Origin of the sequence: Mucilaginibacter pedocola, assembly GCF_002013915.1 — a bacterium.
Taxonomy (GTDB): Bacteria; Bacteroidota; Bacteroidia; order Sphingobacteriales; family Sphingobacteriaceae; genus Mucilaginibacter; species Mucilaginibacter pedocola.
Genome location: NZ_MBTF01000001.1, coordinates 576356 through 595660, shown reverse-complemented (window position 1 = coordinate 595660; position 19305 = coordinate 576356). Strand labels below are relative to the sequence as shown.

Here is a 19305-nt window from a genome sequence, read left to right as displayed (position 1 = left end):
TTACTTAATTTGCCAAAATTCCACTGGTTTGAAAACGATCATTTTTCCTTTTAAAAGATCTGCATGTTTAATGCAAAATTCCTCCAGTTTTTCTTTTTCATCTATCATTTCCACGCACATAGTCACTTCCTCATTTGCCAGTTCCACATGATGACTGCTTATCTTACCATGCATGGAATATCCATGATGGGTTTGGTAAACGGATGCATTCATTAATTGGTCATCCTTTGCATATTTTACCAGTTCGCGGTACAATTGCCTGGATCGCAATCTGTGCATAAATCCCATTGGCTGTACTTTTTCTTTTGGCTGCACGTATATCTGCAGTTTGCCATAAGTCTGTTCAACAATGCTTGCCTTATTCATGATTTTTACTTTTTAAAGAGATGTGGTATTTACTTAACTTTTGATGTAAATATCCTCTTCGCTTCATAGATTCTGAAAGTGTAGCCTCATCCGCATACTCGTCTTCAAATATCTTTGGGACTGCAATCCGTTGCGAACTATATATGCCGGAATGCCCACTAAAGAAATAAGCGGTAAAACAAGCCACGGCAAATAATAGCGCATGTTCGCCGCCAAAAAGCTCGATGCCCATAAACGTACAGGCAAGAGGTGTATTTGTAGCACCGGCAAATACTGCAGTAAATCCCAACGCGGCAAAAAGGCTTACAGGGGCATTCATCATTACAGAGAGTGTATTGCCCAGCGTTGCGCCGATATAAAACAATGGTGTTACCTCGCCGCCCTTAAACCCGGTGCCTAATGTTACCGTGGTGTAGATGGTTTTCCAGAGCCAACTCCAGGTATCTGATCCGCCAGCGTGAAAAGCTGAGGGTATAGTTACTGCCCCTGCATGCTCCGCATCAACACCTAAACTTAAATAATCGGGCTTGCCGTTAATAAAATAAAACCCGATAATGAGCAGGCCTCCAAAAACCGGGATCATCCATTTATGCTTAAAAAGCTTACCGCATATCGTTTTGATCTCATGCACCATACCGGCAAAAAGATAACTGGCTAACCCGAACGCTGCCGATGCTACAATAACCTTTAATAACAATAACAGATCAAAATGAAATAGATCGGACACCATAAGCGGCGCATAGGCCGGTAAGGTGTCGATATGATAATGCACATGTGTAATATGCCAGGCAGACACCGTCATGTCGCCGATAACTGCGGCGATCAAAGCGGGAATTAAGGCGTCATATTGTATCTTCCCGATAGTGAGTACTTCCATCGCGAATATTGCACCGGTAACCGGAGTGCCGAAGACAGCCCCAAAACCTGCGGCTACGCCAGCGGTTAATACCATGCGCATATCCGGGCCTTTCAATCTGAACCAGTTACCAAACATAGAAGCGATACTACCGCCAATTTGCACTGCCGTGCCTTCACGGCCGGCAGAGCCGCCGAATAAATGAGTTATTACCGTTGTAATCAAAATGATAGGAGCCATGCGTTTAGGCACACCGCCACCAGCTTCGTGGATCTGCTCCATAATCAAATTATTTCCCTTTTCGGAAGATTTGCCAACTGATTGATATATAAAATGAATAAGTACACCCGCTAATGGCAGCAGAAAAAGCAGCCAGAAATGCGCGAAGCGGAAATGAATAGCGGCGCCCAAAATCCATAAAAAGAAAGCGATCATACTGCCGATCACCAGCGCTATAGGAATTACCAAAACCGTCCATTTAAACAGGTGTTTTAAGATGGCGTAATGTTCCTTCAGGTTTATCGCATTGTCATCCATTTTCCCGATCATATTTTAAAGGTTTTTATGCCAGCAAACGACGCTTTAGCGCCTAATTCTTCTTCTATACGTAGTAACTGATTGAATTTGGAAATGCGTTCGGATCGGCATCCGCTGCCGGTTTTGATGTGCCCGGCGTTAGTAGCAACAACCAAGTCGGCGATGGTAGTGTCTTCAGTTTCACCGCTCCTATGAGAGATAAAGCAGTTGTAATTATTAGCTTGGGCCAGTTTCACAGCCTCCAATGTTTCCGTAATGGTGCCAATCTGATTTAATTTGATCAATACACTGTTACCAATACCTTCCCTGATTCCTTCGGCAATGATAGCAGGATTAGTGCAGAAAATATCGTCACCAACCAGTTCAACTTTATTGCCCAAAGCGGCTGTCATTTGTTTCCAGCCTTTCCAGTCATTCTCGCCCAATCCATCTTCTAATAATACTATCGGATACTGTTTGATCCATTTATCCCACAACGTAATCAACTCTTCGGTACTAAGCTGGCGCTGATCGCTTTTATAAAACAGGTATTTACCGTCTTGCCACATTTCGCTGGTGGCGGGGTCAAGGCAGATGGAGATATCCGCACCCGGTTTGTACCCCGCTTTTTGAATAGCTTCCAGTATCACCTCCATTGCCTCTTCGTTAGATTTTAAATTTGGAGCGAAGCCGCCTTCATCGCCTACACCGGTATAATAACCTTTGCTTTTAAGCAAGCCGCGCAAGCTATGGAATACTTCTTCGCCCATACGGATGCTTTCCTTAAAGGACGGCGCGTTGTGCGGAGCGATCATGAATTCCTGAAAATCCAAGTTATTGTCTGCATGACGTCCACCGTTAATCACATTCATGCACGGGACCGGCATCACATACGTATCGCGTTCGATAAGCTGACGGTAAAGCGGGATCTTTTTGGACACAGCGTTCACCCGCGCAAAGGCGATCGAAGCGGCCAGAATGGCGTTAGCGCCTAACCGAGCCTTATTGGGTGTTCCGTCCAAGTCGATCAGCACTTGGTCAAAGGCTACCTGATCCGCAAATGCAGAGCCGATAACCGTGCGCTTAACTTCCTGATTGATTCCAGCCACTGCTTTTTCAACGCCCTTGCCCTGATAACGGCTTTGGTCGCCATCGCGTAGTTCCACCGCTTCTTTCTCACCAGTGCTGGCACCCGATGGTGAGATCCCTCTTGCTGTGGATCCATCTTCTAGAGTGATCTCGGCTTCAACGGTCGGGTTGCCTCTTGAGTCCAAAACTTCCCTGGCCATAATGTTCTTGATTTTCATTTTATGTTGTTTTTAAAAGTTTAAATCGTATGGATAAAACCATGAACTGATGCCGGAACAATGAGCAGGGAGGTGACCTGACTAAATGCGAGACGGAATAGAAAAGGGATTAGTGTACCGCTGATCATTCACCTACAATAATGTTCACGACAAGACCTGCAAGGTTTTATCTATGCTATAATTGTAGGCGTCATCAGCACGAGGCGGTTATTTTGAACGGAAGACACCATTTCCGTTTAAATCATAAACAAATAAACAGCGATTTGTTTTTAAAAAATATTTATGCTATCGCATGTTGTAGTAAAGCGTTATTTAGCTCCCGGTAATTGGGCGATTTCAAATCGGACACAGTTTTGTATTCAGTTTGGAAATTGATCTGGTAAGGTCTGAACAGTTGTTCATTAGGGGATATATGCATGAATTTCCAAATCTAGCGCCCCCTGTTTTCAACGCATAACATCGACAATACGAAAACAGGGGGCGTCCTAAAATGGGCGGGCGATAGCCCGCCGTCCGGCAATTTTCGAAAAAAGGGGGAATGATCCCCCTTGACCTTTTACTTAAATATCAATGCATCTGCTCCGTTCGCTGCAAAATCTTTGCACAAATCAAATGCGGTTTGCGCTCTTTGCTTTGATACACCACCCATGATAGATCTAAATTTTGCTTCCTCACTTTTGAAAGTTCGTACATTTTGAAAAAAACCTGTAACTGCGTTGTACGCACCAAACACCGTTCCGGCCGTTGTATCCATTTGCTGCGTTGGACTCGCTAAAGCGTATTCATAAACGCTGTCTACCATATTAGTGTAGTGCGTAGATAGCTGGTCAAATTTTCCTCTGGATAAATGGTCTAATACTTCTTTGTTAGGTGCCATGGCGATCTGTATCAATCTCTTCACTTCTACATCAGTGATACGCACCTTTGACCACTGGTTAAACAAGCCTTCCATTTCATGGCTTAAAACCCTGCTGATACCCATTAAAGTGTGTGCTTGTTTCAGCCGTTCGACTGCAGAGGCGGTATGTCGTATTTTGATAGCGCCTGAATGATCACGCATGGCAGCATTGAGCGTATTGTTGCAGCAAATTCTTATAGGTGTGAATGCTGCGGTTATACTACCTAAACCGTCATGGGATGTGGTCAAAAACAAATATTGCTCTATCCAGTCCTTGACACCAACTCTGATATAATCGGGTAACTTAGCGGTGATAAAAACCCGTTCACCGTTGCCCAATGCGCCTGCGGTCTCATACAAGATACCATCACCACCACCGACGATCGCATCAAAGAACGAAAATGCATCACGGTTCTGCACCACTTCGTAATCATTGCCGACCACCCCTAAAATCTGCTCGGTATCTGCTCTGACGGTTGCAAAAAAATTAGGTACTGATATTTCAGGTATGAAGACATCATCGCTACCCTCGCTTAAATGGTTTGCCGTATCATAAGTGAACAAGGGGCGTTTCTCTACAATGTAGTCCAAACCTGCATGTTGTATCGCTTCGCTGCTGGTCGGGTAACGGTCAATGATGTGCCCTAAACCGTGCCAGGCCTTTTCCTTCACGCTCATAAAGCTGTGTTTACCTGTTCTCTGATCGAAATTGAGTTGATGTGCCATTGAGTTAATTTTTAGAAGTTCTCGTATTCAGTGGAATGATCTCGGTACGCAGCACCTGTACATTTTCAGTGCTGGTAATTTTTATGTCACTATTTTGTAGTTCTGCAATAGCATCGTGTATGATAGGGTGTGTGGTCTTAATGCTCACCTTCACCAGTAAAAAGATCATGTCGTCCATTGCCTTAACATTGATAGGTGTTCAAAAAATCGCTTAGTTCCCTTTGAAATTTTCCGGGGTTATCCTTCGCCAACTGTTCGACGTAACCTTCCCAAAAGAATTGGTTGGTCAGTGCTATAAATTGCTCGTACATAGGAAATGTGTTTTATAAAATTTCAAAAAGCCCCCGGCTAAATGCCGGGAGCAATACCTGTTCAGGCGTTCGGAAAAACGATGTTGGCCTCGATGTCGGCCAGTTTTTCGTGGCAAGCATCAAATATGAACTGCGATACCATGCGGATCAAATTCGGGGTATTGGTCACGAATTCACGGCGTTTATCATCCTGAATGATCAATTTGCAGCCTTGGTAAGGGTTACTTTCGAGCTCGTCGTTCTCTTCCTGCAGCTTGACCTCGAAATCCTCTAAAGTTTGGATACGAGCGATCAGGGCTAACCGCTGGATAGACAAGCGGTGCAGATCGTTCACTGATCTGAGGGTTTGCTCTAAGTTCAGCGCAAATTTTTTAGGCTCAAATTTTACTTCTTCCGTTTTAGCGGGTTCGGACTGTGCTTCGGTTCTCACTTCTTCGGTGGCTGGTATGCTCGCAGGGTGAGCGGGTTGGTCATCCACTGTAGCGGTGCTATCGGTCTTAACCTCGACAGGCGCAACTTCCGCAGCCTGCGGAGTTTGGGCTGGTTTTTCATCGGCTCGGTTTCCATCTTGTTTAGCTTCTTTGCCTGTTAAACTGGGGCGGTTCGCGGTTCTATTCGCTTTTGCTGCTGTACCTTGTACATCGTTCGCATTTTTTTCTGCTGTTTTCATCTGAATGAATTTTAAAGGGTTAAAAAATTTGTTTTTCGTTTCCCTCTTTTCCCGAAGACTTCCCTTAAAAGCTATTTTCCAAAAGAAAAAACGGTAAAAAAGAAAGTCAAAAAAGCGGTCGTGAGCCAGAGCGGGAGAACTATAAGTCCCGGAGGGTGGTCGCAGCAAAGCGGAGGACATTATGCGTTCGTACGTGACGGCTGACCGAGCTTGACGCCGCTTTTGTCCGTTTTCGTTGGAAAATAGTATCTAAGGTCCTTGCCTTACTTTGTTGATCAAGTGCAAAGCGAAGGCGAGCGTAGCTTTTCCCTGCGAAATGCAATGCAGCGGGTAAACCAGTGATGTCCTGAGCGATGCTATTGATCGGACATTGAAGAATTCATGATGAGAGCCGATGGGTTTGCAGCGCAGCGAAAATTCAAAGGCGGAAATAAAGTTCTCGAATATATTTTAAGTGATGTCTAATAGCGGAGAGGTATAGGAAAGCGATGAACGCCTCATATCGCAAATAGAACAAAGTGCAATATCATTCAGCCCACAGGTCACCAGAAATGGTTCGGGTGCGAATAAGATTTTATTAGACAAGCTTTGACAAAGAGGATCAGGATAGCAACAAACTACAGTACCTGTTACTAAGATCCAAAGATGCCTGACCATGGCAGGCAGGAAGGTCTATCTGAAAATTTGTAAGTAGAGAGCGACCGTTATATTACAAGTATTTATACAGAGGAAGGGAATGACGTTCTGATCAGCCAAAGCGTCCTGAAAAAATAAATGCCTTCCACACTCGCTGTAGAAGGCATTCAACCTAAACCTTATCACAATTGAGGGAAAGTTTCCCTCGTTGAACTGCAATGGTAAGGATTTAAACTTTCAACTTCGCATTTTTGCGCGGCTTTTTTTCAAGCACATCCTCCTTATGCTGCTCCGAAATTTTTAGCCGATCATTCGTCTTTATTTCAGGTTCCAGCAAAGCCTCCCGTTTGATCTTCTTCAAGTTACTATCGTAAAAATCTATGGTTTTGAACTGCGGATTGGCTGCGATGTAATATTTGGTATCGTTCCCATCCTGGGTGACCGTCACTTGCTGTGCGTTCCCTTTCTTTAAGGAGCGCAACAAATTTTCCTGGCCTTGCACGTTATCCATTTCCTTGATGCCCACACCAGAGATCACCTTCTTCAGATCATAGCCATAATTCTCATGGTAGTGTTTGAGTTTCATGTTGCCCTTATCGGTCAGATTATCTTTGTCCAGCGTGATCCAAGCCTGATACTTCTGACCTTCCAGATTATAAAGCTGTTTGTGAACTGCACGACCCTCCATCAAGTTAAAAGCTTCTTTCGCGGTTATACCGCTGCCTTTATTAATGAAGAAACTCTGTTTCAGATCTTTGGCTGGGTCATTCTCATGCGGGATCTTGGCATCGTATCTGTTAAAAAAATACATATCCTGCTCATTCCCGGCTTTAAAGTGCAGCGTGTAGTCAATAGCCTTTTGGTTGAATTCATGCCGGGTCTGCAAATTGAATTCCGGGGACCTTGCGGCGATCTGTTTGTCCAGCTCCGCGTTCAGGCTTTCGCCAAACCCCAGGTTCAGCAAGCTTTTCTTTAAAAAATCAGCATTTTGTGTGTTCATCTTTAATGAGTTTAATGTTAAGTAATCGAACATTTATCCTATGCGATGAAGGTGGTTGAAAATAAGCGCTATGGTATGATCCCCTACTGTCAACTAAGCGAAGCAGGGTATTTACTTATTGATCTTGAGCAGGACCGGAAACCGGTCATCCAGTTTTACCTTGATCTTCCTAATCTTTTTGCTGAACAAGCCTTTGGCAGCATTGATCCCACCGGCGGCGGCCTGCGAAGCTATGGATTGATCCATGCTTAGGATCTGCATGTTCTGTAACGCCGTATTGGCATTGGAGCCGACCTCTGCACCTAATTCTGCTTCAGGTGCGGGTATGCCAGGCATGCCGTCCAGGCTGTAAACGATCAGGTCTACCGGTACGATCTGCTGATCGATACGAATATTACTGATGCGAACCACCAGTCTCTGATTGGTGACCTGGCCGGTCCCATAAACTTCTTGTCCTATTGGAAAATGCTGACCTTTCAGCGTAACGCTATCAGTCAGTTTCAACCGGACCGCGCCGCCGTCACGCACCTTTTGTTTGCCATCGATAGTAGCTGCAATGGCTTTAAATGGTTTTTCCAATTTGATCGCGCTTTTCTTTTCCGTAGCGCGTTCAGGATTTTGAATATTTTGGATCTGCGTCAGCATCTTGCTCAGCTGTTTCATATCGGGATCAGCTTCCGCGCCCGCACTGTTCATACTTTTCATCATCCTGGACAGCCGTTTGACATCTGAATTATTCTCCTGAGCCAGGGAACTGCCGCCCGCATATCGTGCCGGTTCCGGCTGATCGATCTGCCTGTTGATCTGTGCAAGTTTTGCCCTGATCTGCACTTCATTGGCTTCGGCACTGTTGGCAGACCCATCCGTTGACACATTGCCATTGAGTTTCAAGGATGGATCTTTTGAGGCAGGATCGGTGCCATCAAACCCTAAAGCCTGAGTGAACGCAGGACTTACGCCATCGGCATTTAAACCCACGGAATCCTTTTTAGCGTTTTGATAAATACCCATTTTATCTTTTTCTTTCTCGTCTTTGAACTGCGCCTGCGGTAAGGTGGTATTCAATCCGTTCGCCGATTTATTTGCGTTGGGATCATCATGGTGACGGCCACCACCTAAAGCCCAGAATGCCATCAGGAGAAAGGGAATAATGAGTACCGGTATCATTACCATGAACTTCCGTTCTTTTAAGAAATCGGGGTTATGTTGCGGCAGCTGGCCGCTTTTTACTGTTGTTTCCATGATCTTTTATTTGATCGTTAACGAATCTGTGAATTGTTTTTGGCCGTGTTTCGGTTTAGGCAGATCTGAGGGCTGCCCGATGTGAACCGCACTATACGGTACTTTACTTTGTTTCGAAAAAGCATTGAACGGTCCGTTAATGGTGGTCAATAACCAGGTCGCTAAGGCCACTCCGATCAAGCCTAGAATGCATTTTTGCTGCCTGTGGGAGAATCCATTGAACCATAGGTTGACCGCCGTTGCCAAACGCTTTTGCAAACAAAGGATGCCATGAGCAATAGCCATTGCCGCCCGGTCTGATGCCTGGTTTTCGGAAACACACGTATGTTTATCTTTAAAGAACTTCATGGCTATGGTCGTTGAATGGTCGTGTCCTTGTTCGCTATCGTTTCCCAGTGCTGGATCAGGAACCCGTGCGGGTTGTTATCGGAACGGGTAACGTTCCTCAAATACCCTTGAGTGATCAGGCTGCGGTTCACAGTAGACGTGGACCGGATCAGTTTTTGGGTCGCATAACATTTGAAATAGTAAGGGTACTGGTTAATGTCCAGGCGAACACTGTCGACAATGACCTGCTGAGAGATATTACCAGAGATCAGATTATTGTAATAGCTTTTTTCTTTCAGGTCATTATACTGGTTCTTTGCACTTTCGTCAGCCAGGTAGAGCGCTTTACTGATGTTGGCGTTGATCACTTTTTCATCCGGGTCGAGCGTAAAAAAGTAATGATGGAACATGCTGATGTGATCTTTGGCCTCTACCGGAATATTGTCTTTCCTGTCCGCAGCAAACGCTTCCAGCGCTTTCCCGTTGGCGAGAATGTAGATATGCCGGCCAGCCATATCGGCGGCCTGGTAGCTTTTGTACACGGCAAAACAAGAGATCACCATACAGGCTGCGATCAGCAGGTAGGTAAACATTTTGACATGCTTAAAAGCCGTTTCGATGTTTTTAAGATGTGTGAACATGATCTTTGATATTTGAATTTATGAGTCCTGTCTACCAGTGATGCGCTGCGACTGGATGTCATTCGCTTTCGGTGAGCCATTTTGACCAGCACTATAATAACCCTCTGCAAAGTTTCCCGGAGCATTGATCAGATTGATAGCTCCGTTTGCCATCCGGTTACCTATAGCTGATCCAGCCTGCACAGAAGTATGGGATGCCATGCTGACCATCGAATTGACCTTTTGCAGTAAGCCATTGCCGCCACCCGCATTCACAATGTAGTTGGCTACGCTGGGTACTGTGAAATAGCCGATGATACCGATGATCAGGAAGATGAGGTAAGCCGTGTCGGTCGAACTGAAGAAGGTATCACCCGCAGTTTGTACCTGCGAAATATCCAGTCTAAGCATATTTTCCTGTACTTTGCCGATGATAGCCCCGAAGATATTGGACACCGGTAACCATAAGAAGACGTTAATGTATTTGGCCAGCCAAACCGTTAATGTATGCTGAAATCCATCAAAGACAGCGAGGCCAAAAACGATCGGGCCTAAAATGGCCAGAATGATCAGGTAAAACGTTCGGATGGTATTGATACAAAGTGCTGCTGCTTCAAAGAGCACCTGCAAAACTTCGCTCAACCATTGCTTGACGGTATTGCGAAAATTATAGGACGCCTTCGCCATTGCAAATTTTACATCATTACCAATGCTAGAGAGCATGCCTTCGCCGTCTCCGGTCTTATCATCGGGATGTGTGTACTTATACCACTTATCCCGATCACCATCTCCATCAGTTCCTACATACATTTGCCAGGTATCCGTCTTTTCCACCGCATCCTGCTTGGCTTTCAACAGTGCTGCAATGGCCGCATCCGAATTTTTGACCATATTGCCGGTGGCATTTACGGTGGGTTGCATGATGCCGTTCACCACCGCGATCACTGTCGGAAATAATAAAATGGCTAAACCCAAACCGAAAGGCCTTAAAAGCGGGTAAAAGTCAACAGGCTCTGCACTGGCGATCTGCCGCCATACACGACTGCCTATATAACCTAAGGCACCAAATCCGGCGATAGCCCTTCCGACACCGACCAGTTGGCTGCACATCGGCAGCATGTCGTTATAAACCTCGTTAAGCGTGCCTTGTAGACCCTGTATGTCGCCCGCCAAACCCTCGGCTTGGGAAAGTCCGGGCAAAGCAATAGCCGTAACCGCGATCATCGCGGCTATCCAATGTTTCTTTTTCATATAGACTTAGATTAGTTGTTTATCCCGTAAAGTTGTTTCAACATTTTGACCTGGCCCATTTCTTTGGTCCGTTGTAAACTGAGCAGGGTGCCTTGGCAGTTGAAATGGCGAATGAATTGCAGTTTATCATTACTGCCGGTATATATCCGATCAATGGCTTTGATCCGTTCATCATCGCTCATCCGCAGCTTGGTCGCCGTGAGGACGTTGGCCAGATCACTTAGATCATTAAGGCTTTGTTTGACCAAATGAGAATAAACGCTGCTCATGTAGTCCAGTTCTTTTGCATTGAAACTCCCGCTTCTCTTGAATTTGGCAAAGGCGCTCTTATATTCATGGAGTAAACTGGCTTGCTGGCTTATTATTTCCGCCACCCGTCCATAGTTCCGGACCACCGGACTGACCTCTAAAAGTCCGTTCAGGTAGACGCTGTGCAGGCTAAAGTTGCCTTTAGCTAAAGAAGATACTGTACCATAGCCCTGCTCATAGATCTGGTAACCGGTCTTCATGTCGGCTAGAATACTTTTAAGCTGGGTCAGCTTTTCTATATTCAGTAATAACTGCTGCATTTCCTGACCCTGCGCATTGGCCGTTCTCGAAAAGCTGATCGAAATAAACAGCAAAACCGTGGTGGCTAATTTGATGATGTGCTTTTTCATAATGCTCAGTTTAATAATGATCGCTATAAAGTACCTTGATCGTTTTATTATCCCGATCAGCCTGTTGGTGTTGGAGGCTGTATCTTTGTAATTGGCCAATAAAACTGAAAGTGAAACGGTAGTTATCCTGCATGGCGGCATGGACTTGGTTAAGCCTGCTGATCCGTTCCTCATCATTCATTTGCAGTTTCCCATCTTTGAGCAGGTCATGCAATAAGGTTAGCTGGTGTTCACAATCAGCTAACAGTGCCTTTTTGACCTTTTCGAGGTAAACCTTTTGTTCGAGTGTAAGCCCACCGTTTTGATCTATCCGGGCAAACCTGCTTAACATCTCACTCTGCCAGGTCACGATCTGATTCACTTGCGGGCTATTTTTGACCACGGGGTTAACGGTACTGCGCCTGAGGTAATACTCGTTGTGCAGCCCAAATTCTTGTTCCAACGCACCGGTGATCGTGCCTAAGCCGTTGTGCGCAATGTTGTAACCCTGTTTGACATAACTGGAATACATATGTAATGCAGCGATCTGTTCCAAAAGATATTTTTTCTGGGTCTTCTTTTGCGAGAACCATTCGGCAAATGTTTGCGCATCCGCATGAGCGGACAGCAAGGCTGCTGCTGAAGTGAGTAATGTATAGGTTAGCAAAACCTTGCTCTTAAGGCTGATCTGATCGGCCTTATGCTTCATTTTTTTAATTGATCCCATACCATTGTTTGATCGATCTAGTATCTGCTAAGTCGCGACCGCGTTGTAAGCTGATACTAATGTTTTGGTTATTGAATTGCTTTAGATCATTATAGTTGCCGTCCAGCTGGTCACTGGCCTGTTCGATCAGTTCGAGGCGTTGCTCATCTGTCATCTGCGTTTTAAAGCCATTGATGACCATTAAGATCTGATCGAGGTTTTGCATACTGGCTTTCAGGATCCCACTGTACACATTTTCCATGTAACTCAATTCTTCCGGCCTAAAATGCTTATCCTGTTTCAACAAGGTCCAGGCGCGGTGGTACTGCCGGACCAATGAGGCCTGTTTGAGTGTTACGTCCTTGATCCGCTGGTAGTAAGCAATGGTCGATTTGATCTTCCAGAGTTCGGTGTAATACTCACTGTAAAGCTTTTTCTGCTGATCCGTCCAACCCGAAATTTCAGTAAGCTTCAATTTGGAAAGCTGGTTCTCGATCACCTTTTGGGCATTTTGCAGCCAAATGGTTTTATTCTGCATTCGCTGAACTTTCAGATCGATCGCTTTAATAACCTTTGTGACCGTTATCTTGATCACCTCGGTCACGACAAATTGTGCTTTAGTTTCATAAGCCGTTGTTGTTAAAAACCCGGCGATCAAAAAAAATGCAATGATCATTTTCCTGTATCTCATAATACCTCCAATCTTCCGGCATAAGTGCCGATGAAATGTTTAATGCTTATATCGTGATCACTTAATTTTAAAATATTCGTAACCCTGGATCGTTAATGAATTTTTATCTGAATTGTAATAGAACTTTCGTCCTAATTCTCCTTCAGAAAGAATTTTAGCCGGCGCATCCCATTGGGTTCTCCACACGTGCTGTTTATACAGTTTGGGTTGTATCACGCCGTTTATTATTTTTTGATATCCCGTTTTGGATAGTACAATGAAGGTTGTGCTATTGGATCCGAAAGGCGTAACAACTAAATTGTCAAAGCTTTTGGTGTATTCATTTTCCGATTGATTTACGTAAGTTCCACTAACCCCTCCTGTATGATTTGTATTGCTGCAATGGCTGAGTAAAAAAGCAAGAAACATGGCTACGATCGATGCTATTTTCATATCAAGAATTTTTTATTTATGCTGCCTGTTCTAATTCTTCCCGTACGATAGCCGCAATACCGCGCTTTATACTTCCATATTTTTTCGCGTAGGCGTGTACTTTTGCTTTTTCCGAAGATTCGGTGGTATAGGTCCAATATTCTTCCCGGCTCACCTCAGTTCGGTAAACTTTAGAAAGCTGGCCATTCAGACTGATAAAAACCTCCTTGTATTTTAAGTTCTCATCATTGTTCCTGTTCATACTCATGATCAGCGCGGTTTCCTTGTCCGTTATACCTAAGAGCTGTTGTATTTTGGGAAAGTCATTTTGGTATTTACGCTGGTCAAGTAGGATCTTACAGTCACTGTTGTTTATGATCGCTTGCTTTACCACGGGAGAGCTAATGATATCTTCGATGTCTTGCGTGACCACCAGCGCCTCCCCAAAATATTTCCGTACTGTTTTGAATAGATACTTGATATACTCGGCCATTCCTTCGCGCGCGATGGCTTTCCAGGCTTCTTCGATCAGGATCATCTTCCTGGTGGCTTTATCAAGCTTTCGCATTTTAGAGACGAACGTTTCCATGATGATGAGCGTTACGACCGGAAATAAGATGGGATGGTCTTTGATGTTATCCAGTTCAAAAACAATAAAACGTTTTTGCAGGAGGTTTAAATTCTCCTTCGCATTCAGCAGGTAAGCGTATTCGCCACCTTTGAAAAACGGTTTCAGCACAAAGAGCAGGTTATCGATATCAAAACGATGGTCTTTTACTTTGGATCGCTTCATCGTCTCGTAGAAATCACCCGCCAAAAACTCGTAGAAAGTGTCGAAACATGGGAATGTATCAGGCTGCTCCTTTAACTTTTCGTAATAGTGATACAAAGCATCAGAGATAGCTACATATTCTGAACGCTGCACACCTTCGTCCTCTTTTTTCCAGAGGGCAAGGATCATCGCTTTGATGCTTTCCTTTTTTTCGGTATCCAGGTAATCGCCTTCCGGAATATAGAAGGGGTTGAAGCTGATCGGATTCTGTTCTGTGTAAGTAAAATAGTATCCGCCAACGAACTCACATAAACCCTGATAGCTATGACCCACATCCACTAAAACGATGTGCGCGCCCTGCTCAAAGTAACTACGCAACAAGTGATTGGTAAAAAATGACTTGCCGCTGCCCGACGGACCTAAAATAAACTTATTACGATTTGTGGTGATCCCTTTGCTCATCGGGTCATCGCTGATGTCCACATGAACCGGATTACCTGAAAGTCGATCACCTAACCGCAATCCACAAGGACTTAAACTTGAGCGGTAGTTCGTTTCCAGATTAAGAAAACAAGAGGCTTGTTCGACGAATGTATCAAAGGAATCATTCATAGGGAAAGTTGCTTCATTGCCCGGCAACCCGGCCCACCAGATCTGTGCAGCACCGTCTGTTTCCTGTTTGGGCTGTGCATCCATTTGCGCTAAGGATGAACTGACCTTGTTTTTCAGGTTCTTTAGATCGGCAGGGTCATCTGTCCAGGCCAGGATATTAAAATGAGCTTTTACCGGTAAACGCTGCTGGCTGATGGCTTCATTCAAAAAGTCATGCGTGGCATCCCGGCCGATCGCATTTTCCCGCGAGTAGGCGGATAGCGATTGTAGGCGCAATTTTTTAGCCTCCAGTTTTTTCAAAGTTTGCTGGCTGTCTTCGATAAAGATGTACTGGTTATACAAATGGTTGCAGTTCAGCAACCCACCGATCGGTGTGGCGAATCCGGTACTGAATTTTGTTTTATCAGTACTGTATTTATCGTAAGTGATCCTCGGCCCGCATAAAGGCGGGAGGTCTTCGGCATCACTCAGCGTATAAAGCTGGCAGTGGTCATCACCAATACGGATCTCGTCCTGGATATGCAGGTCTTTCAAAACCGGAGGCTGATGTTCGTTCAACAGGAAGCAATATTGTTCTAAAGAACCTGTTTGTTTCGCCGTACCTGCTAACTGGTCATCATTTAAACGGGTCAGTGAGATCAACCCGCTATCTTCCAACACCTTTAAAAATTGCCCGGCACTATCCTGAAAGTCATAAAACAGCTCATCACAGGTAGTTTGTACCGGTACGATGCGTTTACGCATTAAGGTACTGACCGCACTGGTATAGTGTTTAAACTTATCCGGCTTTTTCGTCAGGTAGATATGGCAATGGTGATGCAGATAGGCCCGCTCATTAAAGTAGCCTTCGCTGGAATGGGAAAGGAATGTATCTGACACCGTTTTACCATCCTTTGCAAATGCCGCCTGATAGCGGTCGCCTATGAACCAATCCTGCTTATGGAAAATACTGTTCTTTGGCAGGAGCCTGAGCGCTTTGATCCATACCTCGTGGAAAGCATGGTATTCATCGTTCGACAAGGTGAAGATCTCGGGGAGCTTCACTTTGAAACCAAGCGTCATATCGCCCTGCGCTGAGATCAAACAGTTGTGCTCGATCTTATAAATGGGGAAAACTTGTTCCGCTTTGCTGTGTGAGATCATGATCATCGTTTTAACCGTAAGAAAATTTTCCGGGAACTGAATTTAAGGTGGTTTGGCAGGTAGCGTTTAGCCGCAATTTTCATCAGGCCGTATTCACCATATTTATGGCTTAGTTTAAATACCTGATAAAAGAGCAGACTACCTAAAACCGCAGTAATAATCAGACAAATACTGACTGGTACGCCCATAATGTACATGGCGGCGAAGACAACCAGTAAGATGACCAGGCCACCGGCCAGATAGCCGATATACTGCGCTTTCAAACCCTTAAATTCAATCGGCTTATTAATGCCTTTATTGATCTGATAGATTGCCATGGCCGATAGTTTTAAACGCCAAAAAATGATTTTAAAACCGTGGCTACGACCACCAAGAAGATACAGCTGCCGAACCAACTGGAAGCTACTTTACCGGTGTCATGTTCACCATCGTTCCATTTTTTGTAAACTTTGATCGCACCTACCAGTCCTACGATAGCGCCGATCGCATACATCAAGCTGGTTCCCGTCTCGAAGTAGCTTTTGACCTGTGTAGTAGCTTCCTGAATACCCGCATTTCCATCCTGAGCATAGAGCGGCAAGCCTAGAAACAATGCGCTAAAAAGCATGATCATGCGCATTGATACTGATTTCCAATCCGTAGCGATTTTTACTTGTTGATTTTTCATGACTTAATTTTTAAAGTGTTTATAATGAGATCCTTTACTAACTGAGTTGCACGTCTACCTCGGAGACTGAAAAAGGAAGCTTTTCATCGGATAGCTGTAACGTTTGCTGCTTGACAGCAGGCCAGTCGATCGCATCACCATCTGCTTGATAGGAATCATATTGGATACGAAGCAGCGAAAGGAATTCAGCCTTGTCGTCAACCTCCTTAAAAGCATTTACCAATTGGGATACATCATTTAGTAATGCCTCTGTCGGCCCTCGATCAGTTGTGTTCACGACCGGGTGAACGTCATTTGCAATGGCCTCCGTTTCCGGTTCGTCATCGATAGCGAAATGCAAGTGATCAGCATCGGAAACAGATACACCATGTTCCTGCTTAGCGACTCCCATGACCTGATAAGATGTTCCATCGGTTCCGCTTTGGTTAAGCCCGGAGACCTTCTTTCGGTTGGCGATGGCCCGAAGGTCTTTTTGATAGTACCGTAATCCGATATAGAAATAGTAAACGAGGGTAATGATGACAAGGGCAGCGAGGAATTGCTGCCAGGATATTGAAGACAACATAAGCTTTGTTTTAATGATCGCCGCACCATGCGGCGATCTCTTAAGCAAAGGTTGAAGTACCCTGAATTTCTTTTTCACCCCTCGTACATGAGGTAGGTGTTTTTTTTCTTTAAAACTGGCGTTTTATACCTAAATCACAAGAAATGATTGGGTAGGTTTAGAACCTTATCTTTTGTTGGAGAGAGAAATCTTCGTCCATTTTCTCATCGATCCGCCGGAGTAACGCCAGTTTTAATTTATCCAAAAAGGAGGTAAGTTCCTTTTTGCGGCGGGTAATATCCGTGTATTTATGGTAGTAAGCACCGAGGTCAACGTGGAATGCGGCCTGGAAAAAACTTACTGCGGTTTTGATCTCTGCATTACCATTGTTGAATACCCCCAACGCTACCAAAGCGTAGATCAATTCTACCAGATCAGTTTTGTTGGCTGTCCAGGTCAATTGGGATTCGAAAGCCGGCTCCTGGGGTTGCTCGTCATGGAGGATGATCCTTTGCAATTCAAGATTTAAATAATCCTGATATTTTTCGTTAGCAATGATCTTGGAAAGTTTATAATCGTGGCTGGTGGAGTACATTTCATCTTCTTCAAAATCTTCGAGTTCTGCTTGTACGTCAAAGCCCCCACGTGTAAAGTAGATCTCGTCCATTTGCGACGATCCTGATCGGTAATATTGATAAAAAGCCTGGTTATGGTCAAAGAAGCGTTTGAGGTCGGCCAGCTCGTAGGTGATATAATCTTTGACGATCTCATCGCCGCCAAGCGGTTTCTGCATGATGAAATTATAGACGTTTATAAAAAAGATGTATTTGCTGTAAAACTGAGGTTTGATCACTTTGAAAAAGTTCATTTCCTCTGTTTTGTCCTCAAAAGCGTAGCTGGAAATATAATTTTTCAATTTAGCCATTGCCTTTTTACATAACATTATCGACGCGCGATATTGTTCTTCTGTGGTATGGACGTTCAGGGGCACTTCATTCAGCTCCCTGTCCAGGGCACCGAATAGGCGTTCAGCAAATATTTTCATGATCCTAGGTTGGGAAAAACATCTTATTGAGGCGGTCGATCATTCGCTGCAGCAGATCTTTGATGGCCGCAGCCGTGAACTGGTCAGTTGCATAATACAATTTATTCATACTACCATATGAGATCCTTTCCTGGTACTTGCTGCGGAAATGCCGGGTAAAGAACCTCAAGAGGGATGCGATATTCTTGACGGCAAAAACATCTTCCTCGTAGAGTAACCGAAGCAATAGCGCCAGTTGCGCAACCGTAAGTTTAAGTTCGGTCTTGACATACCGGTCCGACTCATCATCATTCTTTGAGACGGTATCCGTACGCATGAACTGTTCCAGCCAGACGCCGATCAGTTCATCGACCGAGGCCAGCGAATTATCGTAGCGCACATCCCTGCGTACCGGCAAAGAATGAATAATCAATGATTGTTGCTGCAATGCCGCATGTCTTCCTATCGGATCTGTATGTGCGGTGTTTTGCACGATGCGCTGTTCATACCAATAACAGAATCCGCCGTAATTAAAATTCAACTGGAACAGCGCTTCAATAACGCTGTAGGTCAGATCCCGATCGTCGTTAAAGCTGATCGTGACCTCCATCATTTCGAACCATTGATACAGGTATTCCATCTGTCCATAGATCATTTTTTTGGAAAGAGAAGAACTGACCATCGTCCCAAGAAAGTCAAGCAAAACGGTCTTAAGTCCCGGTTCCAATTCGACCTGCTGCAAGGCCGCGCTCAGCCGGTCAGCATCATCTGAGAGTTTAGCGCGGATCTTACCGGTCATGGCATCCGGGATCTTTCCCTGTTCATCCATGTACCTGGAAAAATGATGGATCTGATACTGTCCCAACGCTAACAACACGTCCAGCACAGCAAGCTCATCTTCGGGCTCCTGTCGGTTCGCCGTATCGAAGGTTCGATAGAGACCGTCTGAAAGTTCCAGGAGCAAACGCTGCTGATAAGCGGTGTAGCGCTTGATGATGTGGTCTTTCGCCTGGTCACCCAGGCGGGAAAGCCAGGCCCTTTTGATCCGCTCCACCTCTTCAGAGATCTTTCTTAAAAGATCCGGGCCTGCGGGAGACTCCGCTATCAAGAGGCGCAACGCTTTGAGTTCATCGTTAATGATCATGATCTTAGCTGCTATTCTACCTGTTCTTTTGAAGTGATCCCGGTAAATGAAAATGAGTGCTGCCGCTGACGGTGGTTAGTACCGTGATAGTCGTATTGGTCGGATCGGTCTCAAAAGTAGATGGTGCCTGACCATGACCGGCCGCATGGCCATACCGATAGACCTTTTGTGTTCTCTTTTTTAAGAATTTCGCTGATAACTTGTTCATAATTTAATATTTAGCTAAC

General features: G+C 44.9%; 22 protein-coding genes and 1 riboswitch. All 22 genes read right to left on the bottom strand.

What is annotated here, in order from left to right:
• The gene (locus BC343_RS02545) at window positions 1-366 is read right to left on the bottom strand and encodes a DUF190 domain-containing protein (protein ID WP_078346139.1); all 366 of its coding nucleotides are present in this window, start codon (window positions 364-366) and stop codon (window positions 1-3) included.
• Window positions 359-1771 carry a voltage-gated chloride channel family protein gene (locus tag BC343_RS02540; RefSeq protein WP_238381686.1) on the bottom strand — a complete coding sequence of 471 codons (1413 nt, stop codon included), beginning with the start codon at window positions 1769-1771 and terminating at the stop codon, window positions 359-361. Before BC343_RS02540 ends, BC343_RS02545 begins: the two co-directional genes overlap by 8 nt.
• Window positions 1768-3045: a phosphopyruvate hydratase gene (gene eno, locus BC343_RS02535; protein WP_078346138.1), complete on the bottom strand. Its 1278-nt coding sequence runs from the start codon at window positions 3043-3045 to the stop codon at window positions 1768-1770. The genes BC343_RS02540 and eno overlap by 4 nt, the downstream gene beginning before the upstream one ends.
• 177 nt (window positions 3046-3222) lie before the next feature.
• Window positions 3223-3288, bottom strand: a riboswitch (Fluoride riboswitch).
• A gap of 313 nt (window positions 3289-3601) precedes the next feature.
• Entirely contained in the window at window positions 3602-4669 is a 1068-nt protein-coding gene (locus BC343_RS02530; RefSeq protein WP_078346137.1) for a DUF932 domain-containing protein, read from the bottom strand.
• Between the two features lie 4 nt (window positions 4670-4673).
• Complete coding sequence (locus BC343_RS31295) at window positions 4674-4847, bottom strand: hypothetical protein (protein WP_202909712.1); 174 nt, start codon at window positions 4845-4847, stop codon at window positions 4674-4676.
• 194 nt (window positions 4848-5041) lie between these two features.
• On the bottom strand, window positions 5042-5650 hold the full coding sequence (locus BC343_RS02525; protein ID WP_078346136.1) for a hypothetical protein: 609 nt from the start codon (window positions 5648-5650) through the stop codon (window positions 5042-5044).
• 865 nt (window positions 5651-6515) lie between these two features.
• Window positions 6516-7286, bottom strand: coding sequence for a hypothetical protein (locus BC343_RS02520; protein WP_143822039.1), 771 nt, complete (start codon window positions 7284-7286; stop codon window positions 6516-6518).
• 111 nt (window positions 7287-7397) lie between these two features.
• A complete protein-coding gene (gene traM, locus BC343_RS02515) occupies window positions 7398-8528 on the bottom strand; it encodes a conjugative transposon protein TraM (protein ID WP_078346134.1) in 1131 nt (376 codons plus the stop codon).
• Window positions 8529-8534: 6 nt separating this feature from the next.
• A complete protein-coding gene (locus tag BC343_RS02510) occupies window positions 8535-8876 on the bottom strand; it encodes a hypothetical protein (RefSeq protein ID WP_078346133.1) in 342 nt (113 codons plus the stop codon).
• A gap of 2 nt (window positions 8877-8878) precedes the next feature.
• The gene (gene traK / locus BC343_RS02505) at window positions 8879-9496 is read right to left on the bottom strand and encodes a conjugative transposon protein TraK (protein ID WP_078346132.1); all 618 of its coding nucleotides are present in this window, start codon (window positions 9494-9496) and stop codon (window positions 8879-8881) included.
• Window positions 9497-9514: 18 nt separating this feature from the next.
• On the bottom strand, window positions 9515-10726 hold the full coding sequence (traJ, locus tag BC343_RS02500) for a conjugative transposon protein TraJ (protein ID WP_078346131.1): 1212 nt from the start codon (window positions 10724-10726) through the stop codon (window positions 9515-9517).
• Between the two features lie 11 nt (window positions 10727-10737).
• Window positions 10738-11385, bottom strand: coding sequence for a hypothetical protein (locus tag BC343_RS02495; protein WP_078346130.1), 648 nt, complete (start codon window positions 11383-11385; stop codon window positions 10738-10740).
• Between the two features lie 10 nt (window positions 11386-11395).
• Window positions 11396-12073, bottom strand: coding sequence for a hypothetical protein (locus BC343_RS02490; protein ID WP_162276808.1), 678 nt, complete (start codon window positions 12071-12073; stop codon window positions 11396-11398).
• 4 nt (window positions 12074-12077) lie between these two features.
• Window positions 12078-12761, bottom strand: coding sequence for a conjugal transfer protein TraI (locus BC343_RS02485; RefSeq protein ID WP_078346128.1), 684 nt, complete (start codon window positions 12759-12761; stop codon window positions 12078-12080).
• A gap of 57 nt (window positions 12762-12818) precedes the next feature.
• A complete protein-coding gene (locus BC343_RS02480) occupies window positions 12819-13193 on the bottom strand; it encodes a hypothetical protein (RefSeq protein ID WP_078346127.1) in 375 nt (124 codons plus the stop codon).
• Window positions 13194-13209: 16 nt separating this feature from the next.
• Window positions 13210-15699: a TraG family conjugative transposon ATPase gene (locus BC343_RS02475; protein WP_078346485.1), complete on the bottom strand. Its 2490-nt coding sequence runs from the start codon at window positions 15697-15699 to the stop codon at window positions 13210-13212.
• A gap of 2 nt (window positions 15700-15701) precedes the next feature.
• A complete protein-coding gene (locus BC343_RS02470; protein WP_078346126.1) occupies window positions 15702-16016 on the bottom strand; it encodes a DUF4133 domain-containing protein in 315 nt (104 codons plus the stop codon).
• A gap of 11 nt (window positions 16017-16027) precedes the next feature.
• The gene (locus tag BC343_RS02465; RefSeq protein WP_143822055.1) at window positions 16028-16318 is read right to left on the bottom strand and encodes a DUF4134 domain-containing protein; all 291 of its coding nucleotides are present in this window, start codon (window positions 16316-16318) and stop codon (window positions 16028-16030) included.
• A gap of 85 nt (window positions 16319-16403) precedes the next feature.
• The gene (locus BC343_RS02460; RefSeq protein ID WP_078346124.1) at window positions 16404-17009 is read right to left on the bottom strand and encodes a hypothetical protein; all 606 of its coding nucleotides are present in this window, start codon (window positions 17007-17009) and stop codon (window positions 16404-16406) included.
• A gap of 79 nt (window positions 17010-17088) precedes the next feature.
• On the bottom strand, window positions 17089-17955 hold the full coding sequence (locus tag BC343_RS02455) for an RteC domain-containing protein (RefSeq protein ID WP_078346123.1): 867 nt from the start codon (window positions 17953-17955) through the stop codon (window positions 17089-17091).
• A 4-nt stretch (window positions 17956-17959) separates the two neighbouring features.
• Window positions 17960-19078 (bottom strand): hypothetical protein, encoded by a 1119-nt coding sequence (locus tag BC343_RS02450; RefSeq protein WP_078346122.1) that lies wholly within the window; start codon window positions 19076-19078, stop codon window positions 17960-17962.
• Between the two features lie 16 nt (window positions 19079-19094).
• Complete coding sequence (locus BC343_RS30680) at window positions 19095-19286, bottom strand: hypothetical protein (RefSeq protein WP_143822038.1); 192 nt, start codon at window positions 19284-19286, stop codon at window positions 19095-19097.
• Between the last annotated feature and the right edge of the window lie 19 nt (window positions 19287-19305).